The following is a 26,928-nucleotide window of genomic DNA, read 5'->3' as shown; positions in this document are numbered from 1 at the left end:
GCGCGGCAGACTACGCTGCTGATAGCAATTCGCCAACCTCGGCCATGCCCACAGTGCGATCGCCGAGCAGGTGCTCGGTCATCCTGCGTTGAACGGTATTTTCCGCAAGCCGGAACGGATCGCCCGGCATCACGCGGTGATCGATCACCATCCGCGACAGCAGCAGCCGGCGCGCATCGCCGCGCATCTCATGGATGCGTCCCCCCTCCCACGCCAGCGCCACCGCGCTTGCGACATGATAGAGCAGGCTGGTGGCGCGCCGCGCATCGCCCTCATTGTCAATGCGGCTTGCGACCTCGCGCGCAAACGCGATCGCGCGGTCGCCGAGATCGCGCAGTCGGTTGCGCCACGCCTCGGGCACATTCGGGCTGTCATCGAGCCGTGCATGCAGATCCGCGGCGAGCGCAGCGTCGGCGCCATGGCGTCCGACCGCGCGCTTCAGCGCATCGATCGCGACGATGTTGCCGGTGCCTTCCCAGATCGAGCCGAGATGCGCATCGCGCAGCAGCCGCGGCGTGACGAATTCCTCGATGTAGCCGATGCCGCCGCGCATCTCCATCGCATCGCCGCAGACCTTGCGGGTATCGCGGGTGGCGCGGAATTTCAAGGTCGGCGTCAGGATACGGAGCAGTGCTGCGGCATCCTGGCTGCCGGCCTCGGCGCGGTCGAGCGCATCGGCGGTCAGGAAACTCATCGACAACGCCTGCTCGGTCGGCAGCATGATCTTCATCAGCTGGCGCCGCGCCAGCGGCAGATCGATGATGCGCTGGCCGAACACCACGCGGCCCCGCGCGACCGTGATGGCATCGTGCCAGGCACGACGCATCAGCGCGGTCGACTTCACGCCGTTGGACAGCCGCGACGAGTTCACCATCTCGGCCATCTGCACGAAGCCGCGGTCGAGCTTGCCGACGGCGTAAGCGATCGCGCCGTCGAACTTGATCTCGCCCGACGCCATCGAGCGGGTGCCGAGCTTGTCCTTCAGCCGCACGATCCGGTAGTGGTTCTGCGAGCCGTCGTCGAGGAAGCGCGGCATCAGGAACAGGCCGACGCCCTTTGTGCCCGGCCCTGCGCCTTCCGGCCGCGCCAGCAGCATCACCACCTTGGCATCGGCGTTCGAGCAGAACCACTTCTCGCCATAGAGCCGCCAGTGATCGCCCTCCTGCACGGCGCGCGTGGTCAGCGTGCCGACGTCGGAGCCGCCTTCCTTCTCGGTCATGAACTGGCCGCCCTGCGTCAGTCTGCTCATGTCGGTCTGGGTCAGTCCGTCCAAATATTTCGCCTTCAACGCCTCGCTGCCGAAATTGGCCAGCAGCTTGGCGCAACCGTCGGTGACGTTGATCGGGCAGCCCATGCCGAATTCGGCCTGATTGAACAGGAAGGTGAAGGCGTGCTTGGCCACCACAGGATATTTGTCGGGCCAGCCCATGATGCCCTTGCGGATCGACAGCGCGTGAATGCCGAACTCGCCGAACGCGGCCTTCTCGATCTCGCGATAGGCCGGATGATACTCGATGTACTGCACGTCGCGGCCGAACTTGTCGCGCGGGTGCAGCACCGGCGTATGCCGGTCGGCAAGCCGCGCGCATTCGTCGAGATAGCCGCCGGCCAATCCGCCGAGCCGGTCGAGATGCGGCTCGATGTGGCGGAACAATGCCTCGGGCAGATGCAGCTTCAGGAGATCGGTCAGCGCCGGATCGGCCCGGTAGAAATTCATTCCCGTCGTATCGGGCGCCAACAGGCCCGGCTGGGTGGTGGACGACGGTTTCGGATCCTGCTTGTGCGGCTGCATTGAATTCCCGGCTTCGGTGCTCATTTGTTTGGGCACGACTATCCTCCTCCGGCCGAGCAAAGGAAAGCCCAATGGATATTCCAAAGTACAAGATCGCCCTGATCGTCGGCGCCGGCGAAGGCCTCAGCGCCTCGTTGACGCGGCTATTTTCGCGCGAGGGAATTCGCGTGGCCCTGGGCGCCCGCAGCATCGAGAAACTCGGCGCACTCTGCAACGAGACTGGCGCGCGCGCCTATGCCTGCGATGCCACCAAGGCGGAGGATGTCGAGCGCCTGTTCGGCCTGGTCGAGCGCGAGATCGGAACACCTGATCTCGTTGTCTATAACGCCTCCGGCCGCTCGCGCGGTCCGTTCGTTGAACTGGTCCCTTCCGAGGTCGAGCAGGCGATAGCGGTCTCGGCGTTCGGCGGTTTCCTGGTGGCGCAAGAGGCGGCGAAGCGCATGCTGCCCAACAAGAAAGGCGCGATCCTGTTCACCGGCGCCTCCGCCAGCGTGAAGGGCTACGCGCAATCGGCGCCGTTCGCGATGGGCAAGTTCGCATTGCGCGGACTGGCGCAGAGCATGGCGCGCGAGTTGTCGCCGCAGGGCATTCATGTCGCGCATTTCGTGATCGACGGCGGCATCCGCAGCGCCGCGCGCACCGAGCCCGCCGACCGCCCGGATTCGATGCTCGATCCCGATGCGATCGCATTGAGCTACTGGAACGTGCTGCAACAGCCGCGCAGCGCCTGGACCTGGGAGCTGGAATTGCGGCCCTGGGTTGAGAAGTTTTGAGATGACGGAGATCATGCAAGCGGCGTAAGCTCCATGCCAATCGCCACGCTTGTCATTGCGAGGAGCGAAGCGACGAAGCAATCCATTTCTCCGCTCGCGTTGGCATGGATTGTTTCGCGGAGCCTGTCATCCGGCGGCGCTACGCGCCGACGGGGTGGCTCGCAATGACGACAACAATTGAACCCGGGGGAACATGACCAGCGAAATCAAGATCGAGACCGGCACCGACGAACTGCTCTGCGTGATCCGCGACCGCGTCGCCGTCATCACGCTGAACCGCCCGGACGCCCGCAACTCGCTGTCGGATACCTTGACGCCGGCGCTGCGCACGATGATCCGGACCTGCGGCGAGAACCCCGAGGTCGGCGTGCTGCTGGTCACCGGCGCCGGCAAGGCATTCTGCGCCGGCGGCAACGTCAAGGGCATGGGCGCCAATCGCGACCCGAAGAAGCTCGAAATGTCCTATGAGGACAAGGTGGCGGACCTGCAGGAGCGCCAGCGCCTCTTGACCGGTGCGCTCGCATCGGTACGCAAGCCGACCATTGCGGCGCTGCCTGGCCCTGCGGTCGGCGCCGGCCTTGCGATCGCGATGGCCTGCGACATCCGGATCGCGGCGCAATCCGCCTTCATCTCGACCGGCTATCTGCGCGTGGCGCTGAGCGGCGACTACGGCATGGCCTGGCTGCTGACCCGCCTGGTCGGCACCTCGCGCGCCCGCGAGCTGATGTTCACCTCCGAGAAGGTCGACGCCGCAAGGTGCGAGCAGATCGGTCTCGTCAACCGCGTGGTGCCGGACGAGACGTTGCAGGACGAAGCGTTCGCGCTGGCGAAATCGATCGCCGAGGGCCCGACGCTGGCGCTGCGCTATATGAAGGACAATCTCGACGAGGCACTGCAGTTCGACTTCGCCACCGCGCGCGACCACGAGGCCGAGCGACTGATCCGCCTCACCACGACGGCCGACCACAAGGAGGCCGTGCAGGCCTTCATCGAGAAGCGCAAGCCGGTGTTTAGGGGGAGCTAGGCGCGTAGCGCCCTTCAAATCACCTCTCCCCTTGTGGGAGAGGCGAAGCAAGCTTGTAGCCCGGATGCAGCGAAGCGAAATCCGGGACAAGTCTCTCCGCGGTACGGGCTGCCCCGGATTGCGCTGCGCTTCATCCGGGCTACGGAGTTGGAGCAATCAAAAAGAAAAGGGCCCGGTTCTGGAGGGGCCAGAACCGGGCCTAGTCAGTCAAACCGCAAGCGAGGACATCGCGGCCGAGCGGGAAGTGGCGGCAAGCCGCCAGCTGGCACAGGGAATGTCTTGCGGTTCGACGTGGATCTCTTTCGCAAAGCGCACCAGCTTCCAGTCGCCGGGGCTGGGCATGAACGCGTAGTCCGACTTGCGGGCCAGGCCGATCATCGTGGCGTTGGACCGCAGGGTGTCGCCGAAAATGCGCTCGGCTCCGAAGGACGCCGCGCGGCATTCGAGGTTCTTCAGCAGCGCCTTGCCAATGCCGTGGCCCTGCCACCGGTCATCGATCGACAGGCCGAACTCGACGCTCGACGTATCGGCATGGAAGGCATAGCGGGCCTCGCCGACGATGGTTTCAAAACCATCGACTACCATCGTCGCGACCACCGTGAACCGGTCAGCCTCGCCGACGTGAACGAAACGCTCGAGCTCCGTCTTCGGCAGCTCACTCAGCGCACCGAGGAAACGGTTGTAACGGGACCCCGCGGAGAGCGAGCGGATGTAGTTCTGCAGCTCTTCGCGGTCGCGCGGCTCGACGAAACGCACCCTGATCTCGCTGCCGTTCTTGGCGCGCAGCACATCAGAGTATTGCTTGAGGTCGTCGAGATGCAGCGCAGTCATGACACGCTCCTCGGGTGAAGAATTGGCCGGCGCCCCTATAGAGGCGGCGCCAGCGAAGGCGTCCTTGTCAGGCCCGCCAGAACGGCTTCTCGGTCTCGAAAACGATGTCGCTCCGGGACATGCCAATGTCGTGCAGGTCGCGCTCGGTCCACTGCGACAGCTCGCGGCGGCGCTCATAGCGCTCCCACCACACATGCAGCGTCTCGCCGACCTGGTTCAAAAGCCCAGACGCATGATGATCCGGCATATGATGATTTGTCATCGATTCATGGGTGAAAATGGACATTTGCGGGTCCTCTCGGTAACTTGTTGGCGGTAATATCTGCGCCATTCGACCCGTTCACAAACGACACTTTGTACCGTTTCGCATGAATTAAAGTCATGTATTGGGAGGCACTCCAGGGATGACCAGCCGCCTGCCTTCGTTGAACGGCCTCCGGGCGTTCGAGGCCGCCGCGCGGCACATGAGCTTCACGCTGGCAGCGTCCGAACTGAACGTGACGCAGACCGCGATCAGCCATCAGATCAGGCGGCTGGAAGAAGAGCTCGGCGTCCGCCTCTTCATCCGCCAGAACCGCTCGCTGAGCCTGACGCCGGAGGCTACCGAATACCTTCCCGGCGTCCGCGCCGCCTTCAACGATCTCAGGCTCGCAACCGACCGCCTGCTGCGCCGGGATGACGATCACGTGCTCACCGTCTCGACGCTGGCATCGCTCGCCGCCAAATGGCTGCTGCCGCGGCTGTCGGCGTTTCAGGAGGCGCATTCCGGCATCGACGTTCGCATCACCACCTCGACCAGCCTGGTCGACTTCCAGCGCGACAAGGTCGACGCGGCGATCCGCTATGGCCGCGGCCAATGGGCAGGCCTGCGCGCGGACTGGCTGATGGCGGACGAACTGTTTCCGGTGTGCAGCCCGTCGCTATTGCAGGGAACCAAGCCGCTCAAATGCCCCGAGGACCTCAGGGATCACGTGCTACTGCACACCAGCAACGCCAACAGCGACGACTGGCGGCTGTGGCTGACCGCGGCGGGATTGCCGACCGACATTTCCAGGCAGCCGGGGGTGACTTTCGACCTGCTGTTCGTGACGATCCAGGCCGCGATCGACGGCATCGGCATCGCGATGGGCCGCACCTCCTATGTGCAGGACGACGTCGCCAAAGGCCGGCTCGTGGTTCCCTTCAAGATCGCGCTGCCCGCCGACGCCGGCTTCTATCTGGTCACGCCGCAGGGACGCGCCGATTCACCGAAGCTCTCCGCATTCCGCTCCTGGCTCGGCGCCGCGGCGCATGCGACGCCCTGATGCGGCGCACGCCGCAACGCACGCGATGGCATGATGAAAGGAATAGCGGCCGTGCAGCGCTCCCTCTCCCCGTTCTTACGGGGAGAGGGTTGGGGTGAGGGACCGTCTCCGCATATACGGTAATAGCCGTATTCGCGGACGCTCCCCCTCACCCGGAACGCATCCGAGATGCGTTCCGACCTCTCCCCGCACGCGGGGCGAGGTGAAGTGAGCCTCGCTCTCGATTTCTACCTACGGCTTTTTTCCGATAGCGGCGGCGCGATTTCGGGTTGGTCGCGCCGGACAGCCGTGCCAAATTGCCGCATATGGCAGTTAACTGCCTTGGCCGGCGAGACAATTTGCGCCGGCCGCTTTGTCACGGGGAGGAAAGGGCGTTATGTCGCAGTCGAGTTCATCGCAAGTCCCGCAAATCAAGTCGCGTCTTGGCGCCATCCTGCGCGCGACCAGCGGCAATTTCCTCGAGCAATTCGACTTCTTCCTGTTCGGCTTCTATGCGCAGGACATCGCGAAAGCGTTCTTCCCCGCCCAGAACGAGACCGCGGCGCTGCTCAATGCCTATGGCGTGTTTTGGCTCGGCGCGCTGATGCGCCCCGTGGGCGCGATCGTGCTCGGCTCCTACATCGACCGCATCGGCCGCCGGCAAGGCCTGATCGTGACGCTGGCGCTGATGGCGCTCGGCACCGTGGTGATCGCGTTCTGCCCGGGCTATGCGGCAATCGGCATTGCCGCGCCGATCATCGTGCTGATCGGCCGCCTGATTCAGGGCTTTTCGGCCGGTGTCGAACTGGGCGGCGTCTCGGTCTATCTCTCCGAGATCGCAACCCCCGGCAACCGCGGCTTCTACACCTCGTTCCAATCGTCCAGCCAGCAGGTCGCGATCTTCGTTGCGGCGATCATCGGCTATCTCTTGCGCGAGGTGATGCCGGGCGACACCTTCCTGGATGCGATCGGCGGCATCGCCAAGTGGCGCATCCCGTTCTTCGTCGGCTGCCTCATCATTCCCGTCATCTTCATGCTGCGGCGCTCGCTCGAGGAAACGCCGGCGTTCCTGGCCATGAAGAAGCACCCGACGCCCAGCGAAGTGTTCGCCTCGGCGATCGAGAACTGGCGCATCGTCATCCTCGGCATGATGATCGCGGTCCTGACCACCACGACGTTCTATTTCATCACGGTGTATGCGCCGGGCTTCGGCAAGGAGCTGCACCTGTCGGCGTCCGGCACGCTGCTGGTGACCCTGCTCGTTGCGGTGACCAACTTCATCTGGAATCCGGTCGGCGGCGCGGTGTCCGACCGGATCGGCCGCAAGCCGGTGCTGCTGGCGATCGCGGGCCTGTCGTTCGTGACCGCCTACCCGGCCCTGTCGTGGCTGTCGCATGAGCCGACGCTCGGAAAACTGCTAGCGGTGCAGATGATGTTCTCGTTCTACTTTGGCGTCTACAGCGGCACGATGCTGGGATGCCTGGTCGAGATCGTGCCGGCGCATGTCCGCACCACCTGCTTCTCGATCGCGTTCGCGCTGGCGGCGGGCATCTTCGGCACCTCGACCCCGTTCGTCGCGACCAAGCTGATCGCCATGACCGGCCAGGACAAGGCCTCGCCGGCCTACTGGCTGATGTTTGGCGCTGCGCTCGGCATCATCGCCGCGCTGCTCGTCTATCGTGGTGGCCGGACCATCGCTCAGCGCGAGACGGTCGCGGCCTGATCGGCATATGCATTCGGGGCAGGCCGATCGCCTGCCCCGGCATGTTGCTTTCCATGCCGACCACGATAACAAGAGCGCATGGTTGATCTGACGCGCAGGTTCGACGTCTTGGTGATCGGCGGCGGCAACGCCGCGCTCTGTGCTGCGATCAGCGCACGGCGCGCCGGCGCCTCCGTGCTGGTGCTGGAAGGCGCCCCGAAATTCTACCGCGGCGGCAACACCCGCCACACCCGCAACATGCGCTGCGCCCATGACGCGGCAACCGAGATCCTCACCGGTCCCTACACCGAGGAGGAGTTCTGGAAGGATTTGCTGGTGGTGACCGGCGGCCAGACCGACGAGGAGCTGGCCCGCTTCATGATCCACGAGTCCAAGGACATCCTGAACTGGATCGTCGAACAGGGCGTACGCTGGCAGCCCTCGCTCGGCGGCACGCTGAGCCTCGGCCGCACCAACTCGTTCTTCCTCGGCGGCGGCCGCGCGATGCTGAACGCGCTCTATCGCACCGCCGAGGAGCTCGGCGTCGACATCCTCTACGATGCCGAGGTGATCGATCTCGTGATCGAGCACGGCATGTTCCTCTCGGCGCAGCTGAAGCAGCCGGTCGGCGGCAAGACCGAGGTACGCGCCTCGACGCTGGTCGCGGCGGCCGGCGGCTTCGAGGCCAATATCGAGTGGCTGAAGCAATATTGGGGCGAGGCCGCCGACAATTTCCTGATCCGCGGCACGCCCTATAATCGCGGCGCGATCCTCAAGATGCTGCTCGCCAAGGGCGTGCAGGCGATCGGCGATCCCACGCAATGCCATGCGGTGGCGATCGACGCACGTGCGCCGAAGTTCGACGGCGGCATCATCACCCGCCACGACTCGGTCGTGTTCGGCATCGTCGTCAACAAGCATGCCGAGCGCTTCTACGACGAAGGCGAGGACATCTGGCCGAAGCGCTACGCGATCTGGGGCCGCCTGGTCGCAGCGCAGCCGGACCAGATCGCCTACATCATCTTCGATTCGACCGTCGTAACCAGCTTCATGCCGACGCTGTTTCCACCGATCGCGGGCGCGACGATCGCCGAGCTTGCCGGCAAGCTCGAGCTCGATGCAGCCGCGCTGGAAAAGACCATCACCGACTTCAACGCCGCGGTGCAGCCGGGCACGTTCGACCACACCATCCTCGACGACTGCCGTACCGAAGGCATCACGCCGGCGAAGACGCATTGGGCGCGCAAGATCGAGACGCCACCCTACCTCGCCTATCCGGTGCGGCCCGGCATCACCTTCACCTATCTCGGCACCCGCGTGAACAGAGAGGCGCGGATGCTGATGAAGGACGGCAAGCCGTCCGCCAACATGTTCGCCGCCGGCGAGATCATGGCCGGCAACGTGCTCGGCAAGGGCTACGCCGCCGGCATCGGCATGACCATCGGCAGCGTGTTCGGCCGGGTCGCCGGGCGGGAAGCGGCGAAGAATGCGCGGAACTGAAGGCGGGGCTGACGCGATGCACGGGACGAGGATCTTGCAGGAAGCCGACCGTCTGATGACGGTGTGCAATTCCTGCCGCTATTGCGAGGGCCTGTGCGCGGTGTTTCCCGCGATGGAGATGCGCCGCGCCTTCTCCGACGGCGACCTCAACTATCTCGCCAATCTGTGCCACGCCTGCGGCGCCTGCTACACCGACTGCCAGTTCTCGCCGCCGCACGAGTTCAACGTCAATGTGCCGAAGACGCTCGCGGTCGCGCGCGCCGAATCCTACGCCGCCTATGCCTGGCCGCGCGCCTTCGCCGGCGCATTTGCGCGCAACGGCCTGGTCATCAGCCTGATCGCAGCGCTGAGCGTCGCCGCCTTCATCTTCGGCTTCGCTGCGGTCAACGACCGCGGCGTGCTCACCGGCATCCACACCGGTCCCGGCGCGTTCTACAAATTGATGCCGCACAATGCGATGGCGCTGCTGTTCGGCGCCGCTTTGCTCTACGCGATCCTCGCGCTGGTGATGGGCGTGCGCGCGTTCTGGCGGGATATCGGCGAGCCGGTCGGCATGACGACGGATGCGAAATCGCTGTTGCAGGCGGTCCGCGACGCCGGCGAGCTACGCTATCTCGACGGCGGCGGCGTCGGCTGCTTCAACGAGGACGACCACCCGACCGACCGCCGCAAGCTGTATCACCATTTCACCTTCTACGGCTTTGCGCTGTGCTTCGCCGCGACCTGCGTCGGCACGCTGTATCACTACCTGCTGGCGCGCGAGGCGCCCTATTCGTGGTGGGACCTTCCCGTCGTGCTCGGCACGCTCGGCGGCATCGGCCTCGTGGTCGGCCCGATCGGGCTCCTGTCGGAGAAATGGAAGCGCGACCGCGTGCTGGTCGACGAACAGGCCATGGGCATGGATACCGCGTTCATCCTGATGTTGTTCCTGACCAGCATCAGCGGCCTCGCCTTGCTGCTGTGGCGCGAGGCCGCCGCGATGGGCCCGCTGCTGGCGTTGCATCTCGGCGTGGTGTTCGCGCTGTTCATCACGATGCCCTACGGAAAATTCGTGCACGGCATCTACCGCTTCGTCGCGCTGGTACGCTACGCGCGGGAGCGGCAGATGATGGTGCAGGGAAAGGCGGAGTAAATCTCTCGCCGTCATTCCGGGGCGACGCGCCGCATCGCACCCGAAATCCATCGGGCCACAAATCCAAGCGGAAGAATGGATTCCGGGCTCGCGGTTCGCGCCCCGGAATGACGAGCGACGTAGTCCCTCTCCAACGCGATCCGCTCAGTCAGGCTTTGCCGCCAGGATGCAGAACCACTCGTCCGTCTCCACGAGGCGGGCGTTCGTGAAGCCGGCGGTCACGAGCTTTTCCACCACCCCTTCCCTGGGCTGTCCGGAATACCGCGTAAAGCCGAGTGCAATCCTGCCGCCCGGTTTGATCACGCGCCGTATCTCCCGTAGCCCGGCAGCCGCATCAGGCCAAACCTGCATCGAGTTGATCGCCAGCGCCTTGTCGAAGCTCGCGTCATCGAACGGCAGGCGCTCCACCGAGCCGAGCCGCAACTCGACATGACCGTGCTGGATCGCGGCCCTGTTCCGGGTCCGGGCTTGCTCGACCATCTCCTGCGACGCATCGATGCCGGCGACACGCCCCACTGACACCAATTTCACCAAACGTTGAATGACGACGCCGGGGCCGAATCCGACTTCCAGCACGTTGTCGCCGGGTTCGATTTCAAGGAGTTCCGTCACCCACGCGCCGCAGTCGGCATTGGTGCGCGCCATGATCACGCCGCCCAGCCTCCCCAGGAAACCCCGAGGCCGGCCAAATGCGCGCAGGAAAATACTTCGCGTGACGCTCACGGAGTGCCGTCTCCGGTGAACCGGATTTCGGGACGATCGCGGCTACAGCTCCACCACCACGTAGTCGCTCTCCACCGCGACCTTGATGGTCTCGGCGACATACGGCCCCTTCACCACATTGGTGCCCGGCTCGACGCTGACCGGGTAGGCGCGCACGCGGAAGCGGCGCGGGTCGCAATAGGACTGGCCGGTGCGGATGTCGAACTCCCAGCCGTGCCAAGGGCAACGCAGGATCTCGCCGAGCTTGGTGTATTCGATCTCGCCGGGGTCCGACGACGACGCGAGCCCGATCAGCGGCCCCTCGCATAGCGCCGCGCCCTGATGCGGGCAGCGGTTCAACAGGCCGAAGAACTCGCCTTTGACATTGAAGACGGCAATCGGCCGGCCGTCGATCTCGAGGAATTTTCGCGACCCCGGCGGCAGTTCGTCCACCGGAGCGATCACATGACGCGCCATCAGTTATTCTCACGCATGATCTGACTCGGAAATCGGTTCCCACTTTTTCGGATCATGCCATACCGTAAAGCTGCTTCGCATTGTCGAGATAGAACGCCTGCCTGTTGGCGTCGCTGACGCCGGCCGGCAGCACGCGTGACGGCTCGTCATAGTCCCAGTGCGGGTAGTCGGTCGCGAACAACAGTCTGTCCCATCCGATCCACTCGATGGTCTGGAACAGATGGTCGCGGCTCTCCGGATCCTCCATCGGCTGCGTCGTCCACCAGATGTGGTCGCGGATATACTCGGACGGCTTGCGCTTCAGATGCGGCACCTCGGCGTGCAGCCGCGCAAACACCTTGTCGAGCCGCCACGCCAGCGACGGCGCCCAGCCGAACCCGGCCTCGACCATCACCATCTTCAGTTTCGGGAAACGCTCGAACACGCCCTCGAGCACGAGGCTGGCCAGCGCGGTCTGCTGACACTGCGAATGCCCGACCATCTCCTCGATGTAGTAGCTCGGCCAGCCCGACGCGGTGATCGGGTTGCCGCCGAAGCCGAAGGCGTGCACGCCGATCGGCAGCCCGGCCTCCTGCGCCGCCTCATAGATCGGCCAGTAGCGGCGCTGGCCGAGCGGCTCGACATTGCGGCTCAGCAGCAGCACCTGCACAAAATTCTTGTCGCCCGCGCGCTTGCGGATTTCGGCCGCGGCCGACACGCCGTCCTCATTGGCAACGACGACCGAGCCCTTCAGGCGCGAGTCCTTAGCTGTCCATTTCTCGATCTGCCAGTCGTTGATCGCCGAGCAGATCGCACCGGCGAGATCCTGGTTGCGGATGCCCTGCCCGGTGTTGAGCGGATTGAGCACGCCGAGCGCGACATTGTTGGGATCGAGATGCTGCTTCTGCATGAAGGACAGCGACGAGCCCTGCGGGCCGCCTTCCGGCGGATAGGCATCGCGGCGCGAGGCATTGGGCTGCGCCTTCGGATAGGGCGGGCCTTCCATCATACCCTGATAGGGATGGACGCCGAAGGTCTCGAGATGGCTGTGCCAGCGCTTGGCCAGATAAGGATGCAGTTCGTCCTTGGTCGCGCGTGCGGGATGGATGTCGCAATCGGCGATCGCGGTCTTGATGCCGGCTGACGCAGCCGCGTCGGGACGTTCCCGAATCTGGATGTTCATGGCGTCGTCTCCTTCACCTGCAAGCGCGGATAGGTCGCGTGCGGATTGTCGATCATGATCTTGCGCACCAGATCCTGCGACAGCCCCTTCGGCAGCACCTCGTCACCGTCGAACTGCCAATGCGGGTAGTCGGTCGAGAATAGGATCAATTCATCCGACTGCATATGGTCGAACAGCCGGTTCAGCGTATCTCCTTCCGGCGGCGCGTCGACCGGCTGCAGCGAGAAGCGGATGTTGCTGCGCACAATCTCCAGCGGCGCCCGATCGACCCACGGCGTTTCCATGCGCACGCCGCGCCAGAACTTGTGCAGCCGCCACAGGAATGGAGGCAGCCAGGTGAAGCCACTTTCCAGCATCACCATTTTCAGGTTCGGATGGCGCGCGAACACGCCCTCGACGATCAGGCTGGTGAGCTGGGTCTGGAACGCCTGCGCTTGCGCGACATAGTCCTCGATGTGGTAGGAACCCCAGCCGACCGAGGTCGGCGGGTTGTGATAGGCGCTCCCGGCATGGACACCGATCGGCAGACCGAGCCGTTCGGCGGCCGCGTAGATCGGCCAGTAGTGACGCTTGCCGAGCGGCATGTCGCCCATCACGAGCATCAGCACCTGCACGAAGCGCTTGTCCTGCGCGCAGCGCTCGATCTCGGTGACCGCTTTCTCGATGCTCTGCACGGGAATCACGATCGAGCCGCGCAGCCGATCGTCCTTGTCAAGCCATTCCTTGACCAGCCAGTCGTTCAGCGCGCGGCAGAACGCATCGGCCATGTCCTCGGAGAACACCATCTGCACGCCGTAGAGCGGATTACAGATGCCGGTGGCGGTGCCGAGCCGGTCGAGCGCCTGACGTTGCATGTCGGCAAGGCTCGAACCCGGCTTGCCCTGTGCGGGGCGCCAGTCCGGCCGCGAGGCGATCGGCGAGTTGGTGGGATAGGATTGCGAGATCAAATCGGTCATGCCGCGCGTCGTCACCTGGTCGCGCCAGTAATCGTTCATGTACGGCAGCAAGCTGGTGAGATGGGGCACGGCGGGATGCAGATCGCAATCCACGCCACCCGCGATCGGCGACGTCATGGTGTTTCCTCCGCGCGCGCTCTCGCAACTGTCGGGGCGCCGCTTGGTTGTTGTCTGACATTCAAGCAGTCCATGCCACGGTCCGCAACTCGGCAGAGGCCGGTGTGGTGTGCTAGGAAGGCAGAACGCCCCACGGGATTTTCATGGCAGTTTTCCTGGCAGTTTTCATGGCAAGCAACGAGAAAGAGCGCCGATGAACGCACTCATATCCATCGCCGAACAGGTCGCCGCAAGGCTGATCGCGAACAAGCAGACGATTGCGGTCGCGGAATCATCCACCGGCGGGCTGATCTCGGCATCGCTGCTCGCAGTGCCCGGGGCATCGGCCTATTTCCTCGGCGGCGGCGTGATCTACACCCGCAACGCGCGGCGCGCGCTGATGGACATTCCCGACGATGCCATGCGCGGTCTCCGCTCGTCGTCGGAACCTTACGCGCAGCTGCTGGCGCGCCAGATCCGCGAGCGCCTTTCGACCGATTGGGGTTTGTCGGAGACCGGCGCGGCCGGCCCGACCGGCAACCGCTACGGCGATGCCGCCGGCCATAGCTGCATGGCGATCGCAGGTCCCCGGCAGCAGGTGATCACGGTGGAAACCGCAAGCGGCGACCGGCAAGCCAACATGCAGGTCTTTGCCAAAGCGGCGCTGGAGCTGTTGTTGAGCAATCTCTAGTCGCCGCACGGATCATCGATCCCCGTCATCCTGAGGAGCGCGAAGCGCGTCTCGAAGGATCGACGGCCACCAGCGGGGCCGTGCATCCTTCGAGGCTCGCTCCGCTCGCACCTCAGGATGACGGATCAACGATGGGTAGCTCGGAAGTCACCGTAGCCCGGATGGAGCAAAGCGTAATCCGGGGCAACTGCATCCGCTGGACGACCGTTTCCCGGATTTCGCTGCGCTTCATCCGGGCTACGAGAATCGTACCCGCCAGATCTCACTTCTCGCGGAACGAGCGCATGAACTGGTCGCTCAGCGGCTTCATCAGATACGACATCATGGTGCGGTCGCCGGTCTGGACGAAGGCTTCCACCGGCATGCCGGGGATGATCTTCACCTCGCCGCCGAGGCGCGCGACCTCTTCCGGCGGCATCGAGACGCGGATCGTGTAGTAGCTCTGCCCGGTGCGCTGGTCGGTGTTGACGTCGGCGGAGACGCGGGTGACGACGCCGTTCAGCTCCGGCGTGGTGCGCTGGTTGAAGGCGGAGAGCCGCAACACGGTCTTCTGTCCGACCTGCAGCTTGTCGATGTCCTGCGGATTGACCTTGGCCTCGACCGACAAATCATCGGCCCTGGGCACGATCATCATGATGGCATCGCCCGCGGTGATGACGCCGCCGACGGTGTGGACGGTCGATTGCAGCACGACGCCGTCCTGCGGCGCGCGGATGTCGATGCGACGGAGCTGGTCTTCGGCGGTGACCTTGCGCTCGACGAACTCGCCGATCTTGTCGTTGGCCTCGCGCAGGTCCTTCGACACCTCCGAGAGCATGTCCTTGTCGACCTGGATGATCTGTAGCTCGGTCTCGGTGATCTTGCCCTTGGCCTGGGCGCGCGAGGCAATGTACTGCGCGCGCTCGCCGGAGAGCCGCGCCGCGTCGCGCTCCAGCGTGGTCAGGCGGGTGAGCTGCACCAGATGCTGCTCATAGAGCTGGCGGACGCCGACCAGCTCCTGCTGCACCAGCGCGATCTCCTTGTCCTTGGCGGTCTCCTGCGCCTGCAGGCCGGCGATTTCCTCGTTGAGCTGGGTGACGCGCTCGCGCAGCTGCGCCTTCTGGCCGGCGCGGCCGTTGACCCGCACCTCGAACAGCTTGGTTTCGCTCGCCATGATGTCGCGGACGTCGGGATCCTTGGCCTGCTCGGTGAGCTGCGGCGGAAACGCGATCTTGTCGAGGCCCTGCTGCTCGGCCTGGAGGCGGGCCGCACGCGCATAGAGACCGTTCAGCGTCTTGACCACGATCGCAAGGCTCGCCTTCACGACCGTCTCGTCGAGACGCACGACGACGTCGCCCGCCTTGACCGTGTCGCCGTCACGCGCCAGGATTTCGCCGACGACTCCGCCGGTCGGATGCTGCACCTTCTTGACGTTGGTATCGACCACCACCGAGCCCGGCGCGATCAGCGCGCCCGAGATCGGCACCGTCGCGGCCCAGCCGCCGACGCCGCCGCCCAGCACCAGCACCACGGCGAGGCCGACCACGAGATGCTTCCTGATCGAAGCATGTGCGTTGCGGGGCTGATCGGTCATGCGATCGCTCAAGCGGGTGCTCATGATTTGGCCGCCCCCGCATCGGCGACGATCTTGATCGGCGTCGGCACCGGCGGCGCGGCGCGCTGCAGCACCTGCGCGAGCACGGTCTCCTTCGGCCCGAAGGTCTGCATCCGGCCATCCTTGAGCACCAGCAGCTGGTCGACGCCCTCGATGCCGATCGGCCGGTGCGCGACCACGATGACAACGGCGCCGCGCTCGCGGGCGCCACGCACCGCGCGGGTGAGCGCCTCGTCGCCTTCGCTGTCGAGATTGGAGTTCGGCTCGTCCAGCACGATCAGGAAGGGATTGCCGTAGAGCGCGCGCGCCAGCGCGACGCGCTGCGCCTGGCCGGCGGAGAGCGCGGTGCCCTGCTCGCCGACCTGGGTGTCGTAACCCTCGCGCATCTTGATGATCATCTCATGCACGCCGGCCTCCTTGGCCGCCGCGATGATGCCGTCGGACTTGGCGTCGGGATCGAACCGGCAGATGTTCTGCGCGACCGTGCCGGCGAACAGTTCGACGTCCTGCGGCAAATAGCCGACATGGCGGCCGAGCTCGTCCGACGACCACTGATCGAGCGCGGCGCCGTCGAGCCGGACCTTGCCGCGCGCCGGCAACCAAACACCGACCAGCGCCCGGATCAGCGACGACTTGCCGGACCCGCTCGGGCCGATCACGCCGACGCCGCTGCCGGCTTCGACGGCGAAGCTGACGTCCTGCACGATCGGGCGCTGGTCGCCCGGCGCAACCATGGTCACCGCCTCGACCGACAGCTTCTTCTCCGGCGCCTGCAGCAGCGTCTGCGCCGGTCGCGCCGGAATCTGCTGCAGCAGGCGGTTGAGGCGCTGCCAGCTCTGCCGCGCGGCGACGAAGCTCTTCCAATGCGCGATCGCGAGATCGACCGGCGCCAGCGCCCGCGCGCTCAGGATCGAGCCGGCGATGATGATGCCGCCGGTGGCCTCCTGGTGGATCACGAGATAGGCGCCGACAGCGAGCACGGCGGACTGCAGCATCATGCGCAGCACCTTGGCGACCGCACCGAGCCCGCCGGTCACGTCGCTCGCCCGCTGGTTGCCGGACAGATACTCCTCGTTGGCTTCGTTCCAGCGCTTGTTCATCCGCCCGGCCATGCCCATCGCCACGAGCACTTCGGCGTTGCGGCGGCTGGAGGCGGCGAGATCGTTGCGCCGCGCCGCAAGCGACATCGCTTCCCTGGCCGGCGTGCGCGACATGTATTCGGTGATCAGCGTCAGCGTCACCAGGATGACGGCGCCGACCAGCGCCGTGACGCCGAGCAGCCAATGGAATGCGAAGCAGATCAGCATGTAGAACGGCAGCCAGGGCAGATCGAAGAACGCGCCGGGACCCATGCTGCCGAGGAAGGAGCGCACGTTGTCGAGGTCGCGCAGCGGCTGCAGGCCCTCGCTGCGATTGCCGGCCATCAGCGGCAGCCGCACGATGGTGTCGAACACCCGCGCATTGAGCGCTTCGTCGAGCGAGGTGCCGACGCGGCCGAGGATCCGTCCGCGCAGCAGGTCGAGCACGCCCTGGGCCATGTAAAGGACCGCGGCGATGGCGACGAGGCCGACCAGCGTCGGAACGCTGCGGCTCGGCAGCACGCGGTCATAGACCTGGAGCATGAACATCGAACCTGTCAGATAGAGCAGGTTGATCATGCAACTGATGAGGCCGACGCCGATGAAGGCGCTGCGGCATGCGCGCAGCGCCTCAGCCAATTCGGAACGCCGGACAGCGGGCGCGGCTGCCATAAAAATCGATCTCTGCAAAATGAAAGAGTTACGTGATCACCACGTTGTATAGGCGTTTGCGACCACCGTCCATTTTAAGTCGCGCCAACCAAAGCATGGTTCGCAGCCTATTTTTGTGATCCCACAGACAGTTGACGGAATAATTAGGGTTAACCGGCCGCGGAACCCGGACCGGCAGCAGGGGCGCTTCTCGGAAAGGGCACGAGAATGACCGACATCGAGACCCGGCCGATCTCGCCATCGACATCGAGCAATGTCCCGCTGCCGACGCCGAGCCCGGCCGCCGGGCGCCAGCGGGCCTCGGCGCGAATGCCGATCCATTCCCCCCGCGGCGGCCGGAACAACTGCACCGCGAGGTTCGGATTGGGGTCGGCCACCACGTTCTGCACCGGGCGCGCGATGCCGTGGGTCCAATCGGCCGGGCCGAGCACGCGCGCCAGCGCGCCCGCGTCCGCAATCACGCTGTGATGCATGCGAAACCAGGCGACATCGCCGCCGGCCCGGGCTTCCATTGCGTCCATGAACCAGCTGCGGCCATGGACGGCGTGCGGGCTGTGCAACGGAAAACGCATGGGATCCACTGGCTCGGCCGCGCTGGCGTGAAAGCCGGGGATCTCGACCGCACGTTCGCGCGACAGCGTCACGCGCACCGTCGCACAGGGCGCCTCCTCGCCGGCCGGCCAGAGCGTGTTGTCGACGACGCTGACCCGGCCGCCCTCGGTCACGACAGCGACTTGCGTGCGCAATTCCGCCATTGGCGTCGGCCGCAGGAACCAGGCCGACGCCGAGATGGCGGTCCCCCAGTTGCGCGAACCTGCCATGGCCTCGACCTCGCCGGTCAACAGGCCTGCGACCGCGCCGCCCTGGAGACCTGCGAACGGCCCCGCCGCCAGCGCGGCGGGCTTCCAGTGATGCGGGGTCGCTGTCGGTTCGAAGATGGCCAAGGCGATAAAATCCCTGAGGTGAGCAGGATTGAGCGCAGCGGCGATCTGATCCAAGAATAGCGGTCATGACAAAAGGCCATTCATCACTTCAGGTGAACAAGATTCACCTGTTGGACGCCCCTGACCCGCGGGCCATCCCGCCGCTGCCGGCGCTGCTCGCCTTCGAGCGCGCGGCCACCCAGCTCAGCTTCCGCCGCGCCGCGCGCGACCTGTCGCTGAGCCCGTCGGCGATCAGCCATCAGATCCGCGGACTTGAGCAGCAATTCGGCACCAAGCTGTTCATCCGCGGCGCGCGCTCGGTGCGGCTGACCGCGGACGGCGAACGTTACCTTGCGAAGGTAGCGGCCGCGCTGGCGACGCTGCAGGAAGCAAGCCGCGACATGCTGCGGCAACGCCGCGAGACCAGCGGCGAACTGTGGATCAGCTCACTGCCGTTCTTCACCAGCGCCGTGCTGCTGCCGGCGCTGCCGGAGTTCAAGCGGCGCCATCCGCAACTGACCTTGCGGATCGAGGCCACGCACCAATATGCCGACTTCGCCGGCTCGCGCGTCGACGTCGCGATCCGCTACGGAAGGGAGCATTCCGCCGGGCTGAAGGTCGAGCCGCTGGTCCGGGTCAGCGGACAGCCGGTCTGCACGCCGGCGCTGGTCAAGGCGGGACTGCGGCAGCCGGACGACCTGTCGCGCGAGGTCCTGATCCATGTCACGACCCAGCCGCGGGCCTGGCCGGCCTGGCTGCAGCAGGCCGGGCTGCCGCAACTCGCACCGCGCGGGCATCTGTGGCTCGACAGCGTACCGGCGATGCTGGAGGCCGCCGAACACGGGCTCGGCGTCGCGATCGCGATCGCGCCGCTGATCAAGGCGCGGCCCGGCTTCGGCAAGAAGCTGGTGGCGCCGTTTGCCTTCGAGGCCGAGCCCAGCGAAACGATCTACCTGGTCTCCCGCACCGAGCAGGCGCGCGACCGGCGGATCGCAGCGGTGCGGCGCTGGATCGCCGACGCGGTCGCGCGGGCGAGTTAGACCGTCGCCACGGCCGGCTCGGCCAGAACGCAGCGCGCCAGATGGCCGGGCGCGACCTGCACGCTGGGCGGCAGGCTCTCACTACAGCGCGGCTCGGCGAACTTGCAGCGCGGCGCAAACGAGCAACTGGCCGGCGCGCGGTCGAGCGAAGGCGGCGTGCCCGGAATGGTCTCGAGCCGCTGGCCGCGCATCGCGCCGTGAATGGTCGAGGCCAGCAAACCCTTCGCATAGGGATGAACCGGCGTGCGCACGATATCGCGCAAGGCGCCCTGCTCCACGATCTGGCCGGCATACATCACCGCGACCCGGTCGCAGATCTCGATGGCAACGCCGATGTCGTGGGTCACGAAGATGACGGACATCCCGAACTCGCGTTGCAATTCGCGCAGCAGCAGCAGGATCTGGATCTGCACGGTGGCATCGAGCGCGGTGGTCGGCTCGTCCGCGAGCAGGATCTTCGGCTTGCAGGCCAGCGCCAGCGCGATCATCGCACGCTGGCGCATGCCGCCCGACATCTCGTGCGGATAGGAATCGAGCCGACGCCTGGCGGAGGGGATCCGCACCACTTCGAGCATTTCAAGCGCGCGCGCCATGGCATCACGCTCGCTCTTGCCCTCGTGACGCATCACCGTCTCCGCGATCTGGCGGCCGATGGTGTAGACCGGATCGAGCGCCAGTGCCGGCTCCTGGAAGATCATCGAGACGGTCTGGCCGCGGAATGCGGACAGCGCCTCGTCGTCCATCGTCAGCACCTCCCGGCCCAGCACCTTGACGCTGCCGGAGATCTGCGTGCGCTTCTTCGGCAACAGCCGCATTAGCGCCCGCAGCGTCACGCTCTTGCCCGAGCCGGACTCGCCAAGCAGCCCCAACACCTCGCCCTCGCCGAGCTGCAGGCTGAGATCGTTCACGGCATGGACCGTGCGATCGCCGGTGAAGCGGATGTTGAGGTTGTTGATCTCGACGAGGTTGGTCATGCGAGCTTGGGGACCCTGGCGTGGAAGTCGGTCGCGCGCTGGAAGGCAGCGCCGATCCGGAGTAACACCGCTTCCTCGAAGGAGCGGCCAATCAGCTGCATGCCGACCGGCAGACCCGTCTTGGTGAAGCCCGACGGGATCGAGAGCGACGGCAAGCCGAGATAATTGACCGGTCGCGTGAACCGGGTCAGCCGCTGGATCACCGCTTCCGCGCCCGGACCGTTGCCGACATCGCTCTCGGCGATCGTCGGCGCCGGCACCGGCGAGGACGGCGCGATGACGGCATCGATCCCGTTGACCGCCGCATTGTGCGCGGCGAGCGCGGGCCCGCGCCAGCGCATTGCCTCGAGATAGGTGACCGCCGGAATGGTCAGGCCGTTCTGCAGCCGCATCAGGACCTGCGCACCGTAATCCTGCGGCCGCTCGATCATCCAGCGCTTATGGAAGGCGGCGGCCTCGACCGCGAGCACCAGTTGCGATGCCGAGCCGAGCTGACGCTGATCGGGCAGCTCGACCTTGACGATCTCGGCGCCCTCCTTCTTCAGGGTCGCCACCGTCTCGTCGAGGATGCGCGCGACTTCGGAATCGAGGTCGTCGACATAGAACGCCGTCGGGACGCCGATCTTGAGACCCTTCAGCGACTGCCTCGTCGCCGCCATGTAATCCGGCACCGGCTGTGTCGACGCCGTCATATCGTCAGGATCGGCGCCGGCCATCAGGCCGAGCAACAGCGCGCAGTCCTCGGCGGTCTGTGCCAGCGGACCGACGGTATCGAGCGACTGCGACAGCGGCATCGCGCCGGCACGGCTGACGCGGCCGACCGTGGTCTTCAGGCCGGTGACGCCGCAGAAATGCGCCGGCATGCGTACCGAGCCACCGGTGTCGGAACCGAGCGCGGCAAAGGTGAGACGCGCGGCGACCGCCGAGCCCGAGCCCGACGACGAGCCGCCGGTGATGTGCTCGACATTCCAGGGATTGCGGACCGGGCCGTAATGCACGTTGTGGCCGGTCGGCCCATAGGCGAACTCGACCATCTGCAACGAGCCGAGCCGGACCTGTCCGGCATCCTTCAGCCGCTGCAACGCCGTCGCGGTCGTCTTCGGCACGAAGTCGCGCCGGATCAGCGAGCCGCAGGTCACAACCTTGCCGGCCTCGTAGTACATGTCCTTGTGCGCCAGTGGCACGCCGTGCAGGGCGCCCCGGCTGTTGCCCTTGGCGAGCGCAGCGTCGGCCTCGGTCGCGGCGGCCAGCGACTGTTCGGATTCGACCGCCATATAGGCGTTGAGGCGCGGCTGCCATTCCGCAATGCGATGCAGCACGGCGCGCGTCACCTCATGCGAAGAGAGCTTCTTGTCGGCAATCGCCTTGGCGACCGCGGTCAGCGTCATCAGGGCAGGTTCGGTGCTCATTTCGACACCTTCTGCGCCAGCAGGAAGCTCGCAGGCTCGAGATCGAACGGCAGCGTGCCGGAGATCGGCGCAAAACCGTCGAATGCCGGCCCGATCGAATTGGCGATGCGGGTGGCGACATCGTCATCGGCGGGCACGTCGGCGACGTGCGCGATCACCTTGACGTCCTTCGGGGTTGGTCTGGTCATGCCGCGTTTTCTCCTTTTGCTTTTGCCGGCGCGCGGCTGTGCCCCGAGCCAGCAATGGCCATGTAGCAGGCCGCTTGATGGCCCATTGTATCGAGATCGCTGAGTTTTGGCGTGACGTTTGCGCAGAGCGGCTCCGCAAACGGGCAACGGGTGTGAAACCGGCAGCCCGACGGCGGATCGATCGGATTGGGCGGATCGCCCGAGATCGGCGGCACCTCGGTGCGCTTGTCGGGATCGGATGACGGCATCGCCGCCAGCAGCGCGCGGGTATAGGGATGCGCCGGCGCGTCCCACACCGCATCGACCGGGCCGAGCTCGACGACCTCGCCGAGATACATCACCAGCACGCGGTCGGAGATGTAGCGGACCACGTTGAGATCGTGGCTGATGAACAGATAAGTCAGGCCGAATTCACGCTTCAGATCGGCGAGCAGATTGAGCACCTGCGCCTCGACCGACTTGTCGAGCGCGGAAACCGCTTCATCGAGGATCACCAGCCGCGGCGACAGCGCGAGCGCACGTGCGATATTGACGCGCTGGCGCTGGCCGCCGGACACCTCGTGCGGATAGCGGTTGGCGAAAATCTCCGGCCGCAAGCCCACCTTGCCGAGCAGCTCGCGCGCCAGCGTCCGCGCCGTGTCATCGGCCATGCCGTGGACTTTGGGTCCGAAGGCGATCGACTCCTCGATGGTGAGGCGCGGATTGAGCGAGGCGTAGCTGTCCTGGAACACCATCTGCACACCGCGCCGCAGATCGCGCAGCGAGAGCGCCGGGCCGACCTGCCGGCCGTCATAGATGATGTCGCCGGCATCGCGTGCCATCAGGTGCATCAACAGCCGCGCGGTGGTCGACTTGCCGCAACCGGATTCGCCGACAATGCCGACGGTCTCGCCTTTCATGACCGCGAAGGAGACGTCGTCGACCGCACGCACGGTCTTGCGCGGACTAAACAGTCCGCCGCGCACCGGGAAGTGCTTGGTCAGCCCCTGGACCTGCAGTAGCGGCTGCGCGGCACCGCCGATATCGGCGACCCGCTCCAGCATGTCAGCTACGGGATTGGCATCCATCATCGCACTAGTTCCTGATGTCCATGGCGCTGCGCATGCCGTCGCTGAGCAGGTTGAAGCAGATCGAGACCGCGAAGATCATCGCGCCCGGCAGCGCCGCGACCCATGGATTGACATAGATCGCGGTGCGCAGCGTGTTCAGCATCAGGCCCCATTCCGGCTCCGGCGGTTTGGTGCCGAGCCCGAGGAACGAGAGACCGGCGGCGAGGATCATCGACACCGAGATCAGGCCGGTGGCGTAGACGAAGATCGGGCCGAGCACGTTGCCGAGCATGTGCACGCGCATGATGGTGAAGGGACCGGCGCCGGAGGCGCGCGCCGCCTCGACGAAATCCATGTTGCGCACGCCAGTGGTGACGCTTTCGGCGACGCGGGTGATCTGCGGCACGAACACGATGGTCAGCGACACGATCGAATTGGTGATGCCGGCGCCGAGCGCGCCCGAGATCGCGATCGCCAGCAGCACCGACGGGAAGGCGTAGAACACGTCGACGGTACGCATGATCGCGGTGTTGAGCTTGCCGCCGACATAGCCGGCGACAAGACCAAGCGAGGTGCCGATCACGAAGGCGAAGATCACCGGCAGGATGCCGATCACCAGCGACAGACGTCCGCCGTAGATCAGCCGCGCCAGCATGTCGCGGCCGAGCTCGTCGGTCCCGAGCGGATAGCCCGGCGTGCCGATATGGCGGAGACGGCGGATCATCGAGCCCTGATAGGGATCGGCGAGATGCAGCCACGGCGCCAGCAGCGCGGACGCAAAGATCAGCACCAGGATGATGGCGCAGGCCATGCTGACCTTGTCGCGTCTGATGCGACGCCCGACCGTCGCCCAGTAGCCGCGCGCCTTGGTCGCGGGGGCTGCCTGCAATGCGGTATCGCTCATTGCACTCATGCTCAGCTCCGCTTGATGCGCGGATCGATCGCGGCCTGCGCGATATCGACCAGGAGATTGAGCAGCACGAAGAACAGCGCCAGCACCAGGATCGTGCCCTGCAGCAGCGGCAGATCGCGCTGGAAGATCGCCGAGTTCAGCAGGAGCCCCGAGCCGGGCCAGGAGAACACGGTCTCGATCAGGATCGAGCCGCCGAGCATGTAACCAAGCTGGAGTCCCATCACCGCGAGCGCGGTCGGCGCCGCGTTCTTGATGACGTGGCGGAACACCTCGGTCTCGCGCAGGCCCTTGGCGCGCAGCGCTTCGACAAAATCCTGGCTCAGGATGTCGCCGGTCAGCGCGCGCACCGTGCGGGTGACGATGCCCATCGGAATCACCGAGGTGGTAATCGCGGGCAGCACCAGATAGCGCAGATGCTCCCAGTCCCACGCCCAGGCGCCGGAGCCGCCAGGACCCGCGCCGACCGCGGGCAGCCAGTTGAGCTGCACCGAGAAGATGATGACCAGCACCATACCGAGCCAATAATGCGGCAGCGAGACGCCGGCGATGGCAACCGACGTCGCGACCTTGTCGACCCAGGTGTCGCGGAAATAGCCGGCGATCAGGCCGAACAGCAGCCCGAGCGTGAAGCCGATCATCGCGGCGGCGATCGCCAGCATCACGGTGTTGCCGACCGCCCGCATCACCTCCGATAGCACCGGCCGTCCGGTCGCGATCGAATTGCCGAGATCGCCATGGATCGCGCGCCACAGCCACAGACCGAATTGCACCGGCAACGGCCGATCGAAGCCATAAGCGCTGCGCAATTGCGCGGCGAGCTCCTGCGAGGCATCGGCCGGCAGCACCGCGACCAAGGGATCTCCGGGCGTGATGTGCACCAGGAGGAAGCACACCAGCGCGACGCTGAGCACGATCGGAATGACGTAGACGATCCGTCTGGACGTATAGGCAAGCACGTTGGGCTCTCTTTTCCTTCTCCCCTTGTGGGAGAAGGTGGCGCGCGAAGCGCGCCGGATGAGGGGTTCTATCCGCGGACAACATCATTTCAGATCGGAGAGGAGCGCCCGCGGAGACAACCCCTCACCCGGCTTCGCTATGCGAAGCCACCCTCTCCCACAAGGGGAGAGGGTACCTAAGAGCGCCGCACGTTATCTCACGGCACGACCGTGACCGGCGAGAAGTCGACGAACCAGCTCTTCGGCTGTACAAAGCCCTTGATCTTCGGGCTCATCGCGCGCGGCGCGACGTCGTGGGCGACGTACAGGAACGCGGCATCATCGACCGAGGCGGCATGCAGCTCGGCGAGCGCAGCGTCACGCGCCGCAGGTTCGAAGGTCTGGCGGGCCTTCTTCACCAGTTCGTCGAACTTCGAATTGTTATTGAAGCCCCAATTGTTCGAGACCGGCGGCGCCATGCCTGATTGCAGGAAGCGCACCAGCGCGAAGAACGGATCCATCGCCGCATAGGTAACGTTGATCGCGTTCGAGCCGTTGGCCGACGGGTCCTTGGTGCCGCGCCGCCAGTTGGTGAACAGCGTGTTCCACTCGATGACGTCGAGCTGCACATCGAAGTAGCACTCGGCCAAGGCCTGTTGCAGATACTCGTTCATCGGCAGCGGCAGCATCTGGCCCGAACCGGACGCCGAGGTCTGGATCTTGACCGTCAGCTTCTTGCTCGGACCGAAGCCGGCCTCCTGCATCAGCTTCTGCGCGGCCGGCTTGTCGTACTTGATCTGGAAGGTCGGGTTGCCGCGCCAGGGATGGCCGGGCTCGAACGTGCCGGTCGCCGGCACCATCAGGCCCGCGAGCAGGCCGTCGCGCAGCCCCTCGCGATCGATGCAGAGATTGGCGGCCTTGCGGACGCGGATGTCGTTCCACGGGGAGCCCTCGACGCGCGAGAACTGCCACGGCCAGACATGCGGCTCCTCGTTGGAATAGAGATTGAAGCCGCGCTGCTTGATCTCGGGCAGCGCGTCGGGCGCCGGCGCCTCGATCCAGTTGACCTGCCCCGACAGCAGCGCCGCGGTGCGCGCGTTGGCCTCGGGCATCGGCAACAGCACCATCTTGTCGGTCTTCGGCACGCGCGCCTTGTCCCAGTAGTTCTCGTTCTTCACCAGTTCGAGCCGTTCGCGCGGCGTGAAGCTCGACATCTTCCAAGGACCGGTGCCCGACGCGTCCTTGGCGAACGCGGCCCATGCGGCCTGCGACTTCGCCTTGGCATCGGCGCCTTCGGCCTTGTCGTAGAATTGCTGCCACTTGGCCGGGCTCGCCATGAACAGATTGGTGAGGTTGATCGGCAGGAAGCTGTCCGGCTCCTTGGTGGTCAGCTCCACGGTCATGTCGTCGATCTTGCGCGCCGAGACCAGCGTCGGCATGCGCGAGGCGGTGACGCCGACCTGGCTCGCATCGTATTGCGGCGCGTCCTGCTTCAGCACCTTGTCGACGTTCCAGACCACCGCGTCGGCATTGAACGGCGAGCCATCGTGAAAGCTGACGCCGCGACGCAGCTTGAAGATCCACTTGGTCTTGTCGGCATCGTCGACCTTCCACTCGGTCGCGAGGCCCGGGATCATCGCGCTCGCCTTGTCCGACGACGACAGGTCCCACATCGTCAGCGCGTCATACATCGTGAGCCCGGTGAAACGATTGCCCTCAAAACCCTGATCTGGCTGGCCGAGCGTGCGCGGAATATCGGCAGCCGTCATGCCAATGCGCAGCACGGTCTCGGCGCCGGCGGCCGCCGGTACACACGCGGCCATCGCAAGCGCCAGCATGATCGCCGTCGCATTGGTCTTCCTGTTACGCATCTGAGCAACCCCTTCGAGTCTGGTGACGTTTTGGTGATTATTTCTTGGGCAAGCGTATGCAATGCCTGTGCCAAGGGGAATAGTTCTTCAGCAAATAACCACCGGGCGCGTCATTTCTTCCCACATTAGGCTAAGACGGGGCAATGCTGCCTATTCTGGC

25 protein-coding genes are annotated in these 26,928 nt (G+C 65.6%); 8 read left to right on the top strand and 17 right to left on the bottom strand.

Annotated features, from left to right (window positions below):
• Positions 1 to 10: 10 nt before the first annotated feature.
• Complete coding sequence (locus tag XH92_RS03735; protein WP_194461097.1) at positions 11 to 1,792, bottom strand: acyl-CoA dehydrogenase family protein; 1,782 nt, start codon at positions 1,790 to 1,792, stop codon at positions 11 to 13.
• Between the two features lie 71 nt (positions 1,793 to 1,863).
• Here XH92_RS03735 and XH92_RS03730 point away from each other — a divergent pair, with 71 nt between their 5' ends.
• Both XH92_RS03730 and XH92_RS03725 read left to right on the top strand, forming a co-directional pair.
• Positions 1,864 to 2,565: an SDR family NAD(P)-dependent oxidoreductase gene (locus XH92_RS03730; RefSeq protein ID WP_194458029.1), complete on the top strand. Its 702-nt coding sequence runs from the start codon at positions 1,864 to 1,866 to the stop codon at positions 2,563 to 2,565.
• 193 nt (positions 2,566 to 2,758) lie between these two features.
• On the top strand, positions 2,759 to 3,589 hold the full coding sequence (locus XH92_RS03725; RefSeq protein ID WP_194458028.1) for an enoyl-CoA hydratase: 831 nt from the start codon (positions 2,759 to 2,761) through the stop codon (positions 3,587 to 3,589).
• 207 nt (positions 3,590 to 3,796) lie between these two features.
• On the opposite strand, the gene XH92_RS03720 is transcribed toward XH92_RS03725, so the two are convergent.
• On the bottom strand, positions 3,797 to 4,420 hold the full coding sequence (locus tag XH92_RS03720; protein WP_194458027.1) for a GNAT family N-acetyltransferase: 624 nt from the start codon (positions 4,418 to 4,420) through the stop codon (positions 3,797 to 3,799).
• 67 nt (positions 4,421 to 4,487) lie between these two features.
• A complete protein-coding gene (locus XH92_RS03715) occupies positions 4,488 to 4,667 on the bottom strand; it encodes a DUF1127 domain-containing protein (RefSeq protein WP_371818061.1) in 180 nt (59 codons plus the stop codon).
• Positions 4,668 to 4,824: 157 nt separating this feature from the next.
• On the opposite strand from XH92_RS03715, the gene XH92_RS03710 reads away from it, so the two are divergent.
• The 4 genes from XH92_RS03710 to tcuB all read left to right on the top strand — a co-directional run bounded on the left by XH92_RS03710 (position 4,825) and on the right by tcuB (position 10,037).
• Entirely contained in the window at positions 4,825 to 5,724 is a 900-nt protein-coding gene (locus XH92_RS03710) for a transcriptional regulator GcvA (protein ID WP_194458025.1), read from the top strand.
• Between the two features lie 376 nt (positions 5,725 to 6,100).
• A complete protein-coding gene (locus XH92_RS03705) occupies positions 6,101 to 7,426 on the top strand; it encodes an MFS transporter (protein WP_194458024.1) in 1,326 nt (441 codons plus the stop codon).
• Between the two features lie 78 nt (positions 7,427 to 7,504).
• Positions 7,505 to 8,905, top strand: a complete 1,401-nt coding sequence (gene tcuA / locus XH92_RS03700) for an FAD-dependent tricarballylate dehydrogenase TcuA (protein ID WP_194458023.1) — start codon at positions 7,505 to 7,507, stop codon at positions 8,903 to 8,905.
• Positions 8,906 to 8,921: 16 nt separating this feature from the next.
• Entirely contained in the window at positions 8,922 to 10,037 is a 1,116-nt protein-coding gene (tcuB, locus tag XH92_RS03695) for a tricarballylate utilization 4Fe-4S protein TcuB (protein ID WP_194461096.1), read from the top strand.
• Positions 10,038 to 10,181: 144 nt separating this feature from the next.
• Here tcuB and XH92_RS03690 read toward each other — a convergent pair whose 3' ends face one another.
• Genes XH92_RS03690 through XH92_RS03675 form a run of 4 tightly spaced genes read right to left on the bottom strand, consistent with a single transcriptional unit; the run spans position 10,182 to position 13,451 of the window.
• Complete coding sequence (locus XH92_RS03690; protein ID WP_194458022.1) at positions 10,182 to 10,760, bottom strand: class I SAM-dependent methyltransferase; 579 nt, start codon at positions 10,758 to 10,760, stop codon at positions 10,182 to 10,184.
• A 42-nt stretch (positions 10,761 to 10,802) separates the two neighbouring features.
• Positions 10,803 to 11,216, bottom strand: coding sequence for a Rieske (2Fe-2S) protein (locus tag XH92_RS03685; protein WP_194458021.1), 414 nt, complete (start codon positions 11,214 to 11,216; stop codon positions 10,803 to 10,805).
• A 52-nt stretch (positions 11,217 to 11,268) separates the two neighbouring features.
• Entirely contained in the window at positions 11,269 to 12,378 is a 1,110-nt protein-coding gene (locus XH92_RS03680; protein ID WP_194458020.1) for an amidohydrolase family protein, read from the bottom strand.
• Positions 12,375 to 13,451 carry an amidohydrolase family protein gene (locus tag XH92_RS03675; protein WP_194458019.1) on the bottom strand — a complete coding sequence of 359 codons (1,077 nt, stop codon included), beginning with the start codon at positions 13,449 to 13,451 and terminating at the stop codon, positions 12,375 to 12,377. The genes XH92_RS03680 and XH92_RS03675 overlap by 4 nt, the downstream gene beginning before the upstream one ends.
• 193 nt (positions 13,452 to 13,644) lie before the next feature.
• Here XH92_RS03675 and XH92_RS03670 point away from each other — a divergent pair, with 193 nt between their 5' ends.
• Positions 13,645 to 14,121, top strand: coding sequence for a CinA family protein (locus XH92_RS03670; protein WP_194458018.1), 477 nt, complete (start codon positions 13,645 to 13,647; stop codon positions 14,119 to 14,121).
• A gap of 262 nt (positions 14,122 to 14,383) precedes the next feature.
• Here the strand turns inward: XH92_RS03670 and XH92_RS03665 are convergent, their stop codons facing one another.
• The 3 genes from XH92_RS03665 to XH92_RS03655 all read right to left on the bottom strand — a co-directional run bounded on the left by XH92_RS03665 (position 14,384) and on the right by XH92_RS03655 (position 18,464).
• Positions 14,384 to 15,718, bottom strand: coding sequence for an HlyD family type I secretion periplasmic adaptor subunit (locus tag XH92_RS03665; protein WP_371817939.1), 1,335 nt, complete (start codon positions 15,716 to 15,718; stop codon positions 14,384 to 14,386).
• Entirely contained in the window at positions 15,715 to 17,466 is a 1,752-nt protein-coding gene (locus XH92_RS03660) for a type I secretion system permease/ATPase (RefSeq protein ID WP_194458016.1), read from the bottom strand. The genes XH92_RS03665 and XH92_RS03660 overlap by 4 nt, the downstream gene beginning before the upstream one ends.
• 149 nt (positions 17,467 to 17,615) lie before the next feature.
• Positions 17,616 to 18,464, bottom strand: coding sequence for an acyl-CoA thioesterase domain-containing protein (locus XH92_RS03655; RefSeq protein ID WP_246788212.1), 849 nt, complete (start codon positions 18,462 to 18,464; stop codon positions 17,616 to 17,618).
• 11 nt (positions 18,465 to 18,475) lie between these two features.
• Here XH92_RS03655 and XH92_RS03650 point away from each other — a divergent pair, with 11 nt between their 5' ends.
• Positions 18,476 to 19,429 (top strand): LysR substrate-binding domain-containing protein, encoded by a 954-nt coding sequence (locus tag XH92_RS03650; protein WP_246788211.1) that lies wholly within the window; start codon positions 18,476 to 18,478, stop codon positions 19,427 to 19,429.
• Here XH92_RS03650 and XH92_RS03645 read toward each other — a convergent pair.
• The 7 genes from XH92_RS03645 to XH92_RS03615 all read right to left on the bottom strand — a co-directional run bounded on the left by XH92_RS03645 (position 19,426) and on the right by XH92_RS03615 (position 26,735).
• The gene (locus XH92_RS03645) at positions 19,426 to 20,403 is read right to left on the bottom strand and encodes an ABC transporter ATP-binding protein (RefSeq protein WP_194458014.1); all 978 of its coding nucleotides are present in this window, start codon (positions 20,401 to 20,403) and stop codon (positions 19,426 to 19,428) included. The two genes, XH92_RS03650 and XH92_RS03645, sit on opposite strands and share 4 nt — an antisense overlap.
• Positions 20,400 to 21,812 carry an amidase gene (locus tag XH92_RS03640; RefSeq protein WP_194458013.1) on the bottom strand — a complete coding sequence of 471 codons (1,413 nt, stop codon included), beginning with the start codon at positions 21,810 to 21,812 and terminating at the stop codon, positions 20,400 to 20,402. The genes XH92_RS03645 and XH92_RS03640 overlap by 4 nt, the downstream gene beginning before the upstream one ends.
• Positions 21,809 to 22,000, bottom strand: coding sequence for a hypothetical protein (locus tag XH92_RS03635; protein WP_092119665.1), 192 nt, complete (start codon positions 21,998 to 22,000; stop codon positions 21,809 to 21,811). Before XH92_RS03635 ends, XH92_RS03640 begins: the two co-directional genes overlap by 4 nt.
• Positions 21,997 to 23,070 carry an ABC transporter ATP-binding protein gene (locus XH92_RS03630; protein ID WP_194458012.1) on the bottom strand — a complete coding sequence of 358 codons (1,074 nt, stop codon included), beginning with the start codon at positions 23,068 to 23,070 and terminating at the stop codon, positions 21,997 to 21,999. Before XH92_RS03630 ends, XH92_RS03635 begins: the two co-directional genes overlap by 4 nt.
• 4 nt (positions 23,071 to 23,074) lie before the next feature.
• Complete coding sequence (locus XH92_RS03625; RefSeq protein WP_194458011.1) at positions 23,075 to 23,962, bottom strand: ABC transporter permease; 888 nt, start codon at positions 23,960 to 23,962, stop codon at positions 23,075 to 23,077.
• 2 nt (positions 23,963 to 23,964) lie between these two features.
• The gene (locus XH92_RS03620) at positions 23,965 to 24,918 is read right to left on the bottom strand and encodes an ABC transporter permease (RefSeq protein ID WP_194458010.1); all 954 of its coding nucleotides are present in this window, start codon (positions 24,916 to 24,918) and stop codon (positions 23,965 to 23,967) included.
• Positions 24,919 to 25,115: 197 nt separating this feature from the next.
• The gene (locus XH92_RS03615) at positions 25,116 to 26,735 is read right to left on the bottom strand and encodes an ABC transporter substrate-binding protein (protein WP_371818060.1); all 1,620 of its coding nucleotides are present in this window, start codon (positions 26,733 to 26,735) and stop codon (positions 25,116 to 25,118) included.
• Positions 26,736 to 26,928: the final 193 nt, after the last annotated feature.

The organism is Bradyrhizobium sp. CCBAU 53421, from assembly GCF_015291625.1.
Classification (GTDB): Bacteria; Pseudomonadota; Alphaproteobacteria; order Rhizobiales; family Xanthobacteraceae; genus Bradyrhizobium.
This window is presented reverse-complemented; position numbering and strand designations above follow the sequence as displayed.